The 6,463-nt window shown below is 61.8% G+C and carries 8 protein-coding genes, 2 tRNA genes and 1 pseudogene; 9 read left to right on the top strand and 2 right to left on the bottom strand.

Features of this window, described 5'->3' with window-relative positions; all coding sequences use genetic code 11:
- Positions 1–85 precede the first annotated feature (85 nt).
- The 3 genes and pseudogenes from hdaA (at position 86) to EOA78_RS34635 (ending at position 1,745) form a co-directional block, all read left to right on the top strand.
- Entirely contained in the window at positions 86–793 is a 708-nt protein-coding gene (gene hdaA / locus EOA78_RS34645) for a DnaA regulatory inactivator HdaA (RefSeq protein ID WP_127320139.1), read from the top strand.
- Between the two features lie 315 nt (positions 794–1,108).
- Positions 1,109–1,366, top strand: coding sequence for a type II toxin-antitoxin system prevent-host-death family antitoxin (locus EOA78_RS34640; RefSeq protein WP_127320137.1), 258 nt, complete (start codon positions 1,109–1,111; stop codon positions 1,364–1,366).
- A pseudogene (locus EOA78_RS34635) lies at positions 1,363–1,745 on the top strand (type II toxin-antitoxin system VapC family toxin). Before EOA78_RS34640 ends, EOA78_RS34635 begins: the two are co-directional and overlap by 4 nt.
- 118 nt (positions 1,746–1,863) lie before the next feature.
- Here the strand turns inward: EOA78_RS34635 and EOA78_RS34630 are convergent.
- On the bottom strand, positions 1,864–2,835 hold the full coding sequence (locus tag EOA78_RS34630) for a GlxA family transcriptional regulator (protein ID WP_127320135.1): 972 nt from the start codon (positions 2,833–2,835) through the stop codon (positions 1,864–1,866).
- Between the two features lie 129 nt (positions 2,836–2,964).
- On the opposite strand from EOA78_RS34630, the gene EOA78_RS34625 reads away from it, so the two are divergent.
- Positions 2,965–3,792, top strand: coding sequence for an alpha/beta hydrolase (locus EOA78_RS34625; protein WP_127320133.1), 828 nt, complete (start codon positions 2,965–2,967; stop codon positions 3,790–3,792).
- Positions 3,793–3,922: 130 nt separating this feature from the next.
- Here EOA78_RS34625 and EOA78_RS34620 read toward each other — a convergent pair.
- Positions 3,923–3,999 (bottom strand) — tRNA-Pro (locus EOA78_RS34620).
- A 29-nt stretch (positions 4,000–4,028) separates the two neighbouring features.
- Between EOA78_RS34620 and EOA78_RS34615 the strand changes: the two genes are divergently transcribed.
- From EOA78_RS34615 to EOA78_RS34585, 5 genes are all read left to right on the top strand, one after another.
- Positions 4,029–4,256 (top strand): hypothetical protein, encoded by a 228-nt coding sequence (locus EOA78_RS34615; protein ID WP_127320131.1) that lies wholly within the window; start codon positions 4,029–4,031, stop codon positions 4,254–4,256.
- A 619-nt stretch (positions 4,257–4,875) separates the two neighbouring features.
- Entirely contained in the window at positions 4,876–5,181 is a 306-nt protein-coding gene (locus EOA78_RS34605) for an ETC complex I subunit (protein ID WP_127320127.1), read from the top strand.
- A gap of 57 nt (positions 5,182–5,238) precedes the next feature.
- A tRNA-Arg gene (locus EOA78_RS34600) sits at positions 5,239–5,315 on the top strand.
- Between the two features lie 423 nt (positions 5,316–5,738).
- On the top strand, positions 5,739–6,023 hold the full coding sequence (locus EOA78_RS34590; protein ID WP_127320125.1) for a DUF982 domain-containing protein: 285 nt from the start codon (positions 5,739–5,741) through the stop codon (positions 6,021–6,023).
- A 129-nt stretch (positions 6,024–6,152) separates the two neighbouring features.
- Positions 6,153–6,362: a hypothetical protein gene (locus EOA78_RS34585; protein WP_029354275.1), complete on the top strand. Its 210-nt coding sequence runs from the start codon at positions 6,153–6,155 to the stop codon at positions 6,360–6,362.
- Positions 6,363–6,463: the final 101 nt, after the last annotated feature.

Below are 6,463 nucleotides of genomic sequence, written 5' to 3'. Positions count from 1 at the left end.
CGCTCTACAAGGGCCAAAATACCGAACCTGTCCCGCCGCTGCCGGCGCGTCGCCGCGGGAGCGGTGGGCCGCGCAGTTGAGCCAGATGCCGGACCACAACAAGATCGACCCGCCTCGCCAGTTGCCGCTCGATCTCGGCCACGGCACGGGCTACTCGCGCGACGAGCTCGTCGTCTCCGGCACCAACAGCCAGGCGGTGGCGCTGGTCGATCGCTGGCCGGACTGGCCGTCGCCGGTGGTCGTGCTCGCCGGTCCGGCGGGCTCTGGAAAAACCCACCTGGCCTCGATCTGGCGCGCCCTCGCCGGCGCAGTGAAGATCGACGCCGGGCGGATCGGCGACTGCATGGCGGGCCTCGGCGCGCGGCCGGCCCTGATCGACGATGTCGATGCCGGTCCGGTCGATGAAGAGGGGCTGTTCCATCTGATCAACGCGGTGCGCGGGGCCGGCTCGACCTTGCTCTTGACCGCGCGGCGCTTTCCGTCCGCCTGGGGCGTCAGACTTCCGGACCTCGCTTCGCGGCTGAAGGCGGCGGCGACGGTCGAGATCCACGAGCCCGACGATCACTTGCTGGCCGGCGTCATCACCAAACTGTTCGCCGACCGCCAGGTCGAAGTCGAGCCGCATGTCGTGCAATATCTGGTGCGCCGCATCGAACGCTCGCTGGCAACCGCGATGCGGGTGGTCGAGCGGCTGGATCGCACCGCGCTCGAGCGCAAGACGCCGATCACGAGGGCGCTGGCCGCCGAAACCGTCAGCGCCATGGATGAGGGGCAGGGCGAGTTCGAGATCTGATACGACAGGCTCAGGCGGTGTCCCATTTCGGGAAATCAGTGCTGGCATCCATCTTGCAGGGTCAGCCTTGCCGGCTAACCCCGGTCCTGATGCGTATCAAATCAGGTTGTAGGCTCGCCGGGAGATGAGGCGGTTGGGGTTCTCTTCCCGGCGAGCTTGCCTTCAAAGAGGGTCGCCAGTCGCGTATACGGCACTGGCAACCGCGCCCACGGATAGTAGCAATCCCGCGCCGCCTTTGGCCGTTATAATGGACCGTTGAATGGTCTATTTTCATTGCAAATATGGACCAGAGGATGGTCCATGGAGGAGGGGCCGATGCAGATATCCGTTACAGACGCCAAGGGACAACTGACCGAATTGGTGCGTCGTGCCGAGGCAGGTGACGAGATCATTCTGACCCGCCACGGTCATGCGGCCGTGCGCCTGGTTCCGGTCAAGGCAGTGCCGGACAGGAAAAGCCGTCGGGCATTGCTGGAGGCGATGCGCGCATCCGGCGCCGCCAGGACGAAGGTCGGGCCATCTGCCGCGCGAAGCCAGGATTTTCTCTACGGCGATGATGGCCTGCCTGAATGATCGTGGTCGATACCTCGGCGCTGATGGCGATCGTTCTTGACGAGCCGGAGGCTGATGTCTGCATCGCGGGGCTCGAGGCCGAAGACGTCATTCTGATTTCCGCCGGCACCGTGGCCGAAGCGCTGATCGTCGCGGCGCGGCGCAATGTCGGCGAAGAGCTGTCCCGCCTGATCGACGGGCTTGGTTTCGAAATTGCGGCAGTGACGCCGGCCTCTGCGCGTCGCATCGCCGAGGCCTACGCAAACTGGGGTAAGGGCATTCACCGGCCGCGCTCAATTTCGGTGACTGCTTCGCCTATGAGGTGGCCAAGGAACATGCCTGCCGCCTGCTTTATGTCGGCGACGGTTTTTCAAGGACCGATATCGAAAGCGCTCTCTAAGGAAGCAGACGATAGGCGCGATCCTGTTTGCCGCCCATTCGCGTCGTCCGGTCGTCCCGGTCGAGACTCGTCACACCGCAACCGCCACCGCTCAGCTTTCGCCGGGCAGGGCCGCTCGTTACACGCCAAAACGCCTGCGGTAATCGCCCGGCACCAGGCCGGTTATCTTGGCGAACACTTTGCGGAAGGAGCCGGGATCGTCATAGCCGACAGCCCAGGCGATCTGGTCGATGGATCGGGTCGTCGCTTCCAGCATCTCACGTGCCTTGCCGACGCGCAGGTGCTGGCAATACTCGGTCGGCTTGAGGCCGGTGGCGTTGCGAAAGCGACGCAAAAAAGTCCGCTCCTCCAAGGCCGCATGCTCCGCCATGGTGGCAAGCGTCACATCGCGCGCGCCTCTCGCCTGGAGCCAGTGTTGCACCTTGAGGATGGCCTCGTCGCCATGGTTCAGCCTGGGAACAAACGGGCTGTAGAAGCGTTGCTCGCGTCCCGGCGGGTCCACCAGCATGAAACGCGCCGTTTCTATCATGACTGTCGGCCCAAGCACCCGGTCGACGAGTTTCAGGCCGAGATCGGTCCAGGCCATATAGCCGCCGGCGGTGATGATGTCGCCATCGTCGATGACCAGTCTGTCGGCATCGAGTAGGATGTCGGGAAAGCGTATCGCCAGCGCGTCGCGATAGGCCCAATGCGTGGTCGCCACACGACCCGACAGCAGGCCGGTCTCGGCCAGCACGAAGGCGCCGGCGCAGAACGAGCCCAGCGTCGCGCCCGCCGCATGGCGGGCCCTGAGCCAGTCGGCATAGGGCGCGGCCGCCTCGCGCGGGATCGGATCACCCAGCGTCGGAGGCAAGATGACCATGGCAGGTCCATGGCCAGGGCCGGGCTCGCTGTCGAAGGTGGGGATGACCGTTTGGCTCGCCTCTTGCCACTGCCAATGTCTGACGCGAAGCCTCAGCGCATCCGGCGATCGTTCGGAAGCCAGCCGGTTGGCCAGCTGAAAGAGATCGGTGAGGCCCAGTACTGCCGCTGCCTGAACGCCGGGATAAACCACAAGCCCGATTTCGACCGGATCACGCGCCGCAACCATCTGTCAGTTTTGCCTTGTTCAATGTCTGTTTTGCCAATCCTCACCATGACTTCGTTGCGATAGCTTTGTCCACAGAAGGAATCAACCTTCCCCCAACCAATTCAGCCACCTGCATCAAGGAGTAAGAGGATGAGCACATTCACCACCAAGGACGGCACCGAGATTTTCTACAAGGATTGGGGCACAGGCCAGCCAATCGTGTTCCATCACGGCTGGCCGCTCAGCGCCGATGACTGGGACAACCAGATGCTGTTCTTCCTCGACAAGGGCTATCGCGTGATCGCGCATGACCGTCGTGGGCACGGCCGCTCGACACAGACGGCGACCGGCAACGAGATGGACACCTATGCCGCCGATGTCGCGGCTCTGGTCGCTCACCTTGATGTCAAGAACGCCGTCCATATCGGCCACTCGACCGGCGGCGGCGAGGTGGCGCGTTACGTTGCCCGCTACGGTGGCGAAGGACGCGTCGCCAAAGCGGTGCTGATCGGCGCGGTGCCGCCGATCATGCTCAAGACCGACAGCAACCCCGGCGGCCTGCCGATCGAGGTCTTCGACGGCTTCCGTGCCGCTTTGGTCGCCAACCGCGCCCAGTTCTACAGGGATGTGCCGGCCGGCCCGTTCTACGGCTTCAATCGCGAGGGCGCCAAGGTCTCGCAAGGGGCCGTCGACAATTGGTGGCGCCAGGGCATGATGGGCGGAGCCAAGGCCCATTACGACTGCATCGAGGCTTTTTCCGAGACCGACTTTACGGAGGACCTGAAGAAGATCGACGTGCCTGTCCTGATCATGCACGGCGATGACGATCAGATCGTGCCGATTGCCGACTCCGCTCTGCTTGCAGCCGAGTTGGTGAAACACGGCACGCTCAAGGTCTACAAGGGCCTTCCACACGGCATGTGCACCACCCACCCGGAGATCATCAATCCGGATCTCCTGGCGTTCATCCAAAGCTGACGCTTCGCAGCTTCAGGCGGGCACGCGCGGAAAACCGGGCTGCCCGTCGGTCGCGGAGTGCTTCGTCGGCCTCAGATGCTGTCCGGCGCAGGCGCACCGGCAGCGCGGCCGGTAATTTCCGGTGAATGAATGGTCGGAGTGGAGAGATTCGAACTCCCGACCCTCTGGTCCCAAACCAGATGCGCTACCAGGCTGCGCTACACTCCGAGTCCTTGCGGGCTATAGGGTTCCGGGCTTTGGAAGGCAACCCCCGAAACGACAAAAACGGAACGAACGCCATACAGTGGCAGGGAGTGGCACGAAAAGTCCAACCGGCGGCGGTGCTCGGAACATCAATCGCTTCGCCAGCAAGAAAGCTGCTTGAATTGAGCGATCCTCAGCCCGTCACCAACGATACCACCTCAGAATTCTTTGATTTCGTGCTCATCGAAATCCGCGCGACCGACAACCTGGAAAAGGCTTAGCCAGCCAATTGCAACGCCCCCCGGGCGGCCAACAGCTTGTGCCTTTCGAAGATCGCTAGCTTCTGCGGATAAGTGATCCGCACCTTGGCGTTGCACCCGTCACATCTGAAGTGCGCGATCGTCCTTAGCGCAGAGCCCTTCCTTACCGTCGGATGCGAGCAATCCGGACATTCGAATGTGAGCGCAACATCAGACAAGTCTTCGGCTAAGCCCATTTCCATCCCCCTCCGCAAGCGCTGTGGCTACACTCTGGCGAGTCTCAATTAGCAATTCGGATGTAGCAATTCGGATGCCAATCCCATTGTGCCAAAGCGAGACGAGAACGATTTGCTTCGGGATCCCCCAAGCGCCTTGGGCGCCCGGCACAACGTGCTCGTCAACGGCTCCCGCTGCTGATTACCGCGGCCCGAGTCCTTGCGGGCTATAGGTTCCGGGCTTGGCTGCGCGACCCTAAAAGACGAAAACGGAACAGCGGCAGGGTCTTTTGCCGTGAACCGTCGCGCGGTCACCGTCGGTGGCCCGCCGTGTACGGCTGGCATCGGCCTTGCCGCCGGCGGCATTGCGCAGTAATGACGGGAATACAGCGGCCGTGCCGCTTGCACGTAGCAACGAGGTGTTCATGTCCGCGCGCATTTTCAGCCCAGCCAAAACCGCGATGCAGTCCGGCAAGGCCAAGACCGGCCACTGGGTGCTGGAATTCGATCCCGAGATGCGCAAGAAAATCGATCCGCTGATGGGCTACACCACGTCGGGTGACATGCGGAGCCAGATCAGGCTCACCTTTGACACCCGGGAAGAGGCGGTGGCCTATGCCGAGAAAGAGGGGCTGGCCTTCCGTGTCGAGGAGCCGAAGGAATCCAAGCGCCGTCAGATTTCCTATGCGGAGAATTTCCGCTATGACCGCAGGACGCCCTGGACGCATTGACCGGCAAATGCCGGGCGCCCAGCGCATAATTCAGCCGGCCCTTGGCGTCGGCCCAGCGGTCCCGTAGCTCAGCTGGATAGAGCACCGGCCTTCTAAGCCGATGGTCACAGGTTCGAATCCTGTCGGGATCGCCAGCATTTTCAGGGTCCATACCGGACACATGGGTTACGGTTTATACCGGAGACATGGGTAACCCATTCGGCCCGAAGGGGTTTGTCGAGTGGTTCCAGTCTGCATGTCTCATCGTCGAAATATCCCAATTCATAGTCCATGAAGCTGGTCAGCCAGATTCGGTCCTCGACTTGTTCGGTGCCGACGGTCTGACCGGCAAAGACGAGGCTGAGATTGACCTTCTTGCGGTCGAAACAGATGGGCCCGCATGTGGTGACGGTGACGGCCTTGTCGTGGAGCCGATACCCTTGATCGCTCGGCCAGTTCCGATTGCGTCATGTCTAAAGGCTCGGGCAGCGACGCTCTGAATTCACGATGATGCACGTTCATGCAACCACCGCCATGTCTTTGCGTTTAACCGCCTTCAATCCTGCGGAGCGACAAAAATGACGGCGTTCATCCCGATTACAATCTACCTGAATCACAGGCCGATGGTGGTCGCGTCGATAGCCGACGCTGCGAAAGCGCTTCAGCAACCATGGCCATTCATGGACAAGCCGTGCCGACTTGAAGCAATCCGAATGATCGAGGAATGCCTGGCCGGACATTGCAGTCACCAAGCTGCGTTCGCCGCTTTCGAGGCGGCTGCAACTGAACAGGGACTGCTTAAGCAGAAGCCTCCAAGCGAAGGGCTCAAGAAATTCGACGGGGTTGCTGAAGATCTGATGTGAGGTCGTCCTCGCCCGCTCGCAGATCTTCCGCGAGGGCGCATCTCGCGTCTGCGATTCTGCAACGGGGTGCGGTTTTTTAGTGTATAATTATGCTGCACGAACAAAATCTCTGGGCGAAGGGGGTTTGTCATGCCGCTTCGTGGAAGAGCAGAGGATTCGGGTGTTTTCAACCCGTCAGAGCTGGCGCTACTTGGCCGCGTGTTCGATCGTTTGAAGATTGACGGCCAATCGGAACAACAGCGCGAGTCGCTCGCGTCCCGAATTATTGCCAATTACATGGCGGGAGTGGTGGACGAGGAAGAACTTCTGTCGGCTTCGAAACAGGCTCTGGGGCGGTAGGCCCGGGTAAAGCAGGCTAACCGAGTTGACGCTCCCCACCGCCGGTTGGTAGACGAGACGCAGGCGGCGCGCGTAGGATTTTCTACGATCCGGGCACACCC

The organism is Mesorhizobium sp. M5C.F.Cr.IN.023.01.1.1, from assembly GCF_003997585.1.
In the GTDB taxonomy this organism is placed as follows: Bacteria; Pseudomonadota; Alphaproteobacteria; order Rhizobiales; family Rhizobiaceae; genus Mesorhizobium; species Mesorhizobium wenxiniae.
This window is presented reverse-complemented; position numbering and strand designations above follow the sequence as displayed.

Excerpts from the sequence above, each read along its gene's own strand:
- hdaA (WP_127320139.1), top strand. The coding sequence starts at position 86 with ATGCCGGACCACAACAAGATCGACCCGCCTCGCCAGTTGCCGCTCGAT.
- EOA78_RS34630 (WP_127320135.1), bottom strand. The coding sequence starts at position 2,835 with ATGGTTGCGGCGCGTGATCCGGTCGAAATCGGGCTTGTGGTTTATCCC.
- EOA78_RS34585 (WP_029354275.1), top strand. The coding sequence starts at position 6,153 with ATGCCGCTTCGTGGAAGAGCAGAGGATTCGGGTGTTTTCAACCCGTCA.
- EOA78_RS34625 (WP_127320133.1), top strand. The coding sequence starts at position 2,965 with ATGAGCACATTCACCACCAAGGACGGCACCGAGATTTTCTACAAGGAT.
- EOA78_RS34590 (WP_127320125.1), top strand. The coding sequence starts at position 5,739 with ATGACGGCGTTCATCCCGATTACAATCTACCTGAATCACAGGCCGATG.
- EOA78_RS34605 (WP_127320127.1), top strand. The coding sequence starts at position 4,876 with ATGTCCGCGCGCATTTTCAGCCCAGCCAAAACCGCGATGCAGTCCGGC.
- EOA78_RS34640 (WP_127320137.1), top strand. The coding sequence starts at position 1,109 with ATGCAGATATCCGTTACAGACGCCAAGGGACAACTGACCGAATTGGTG.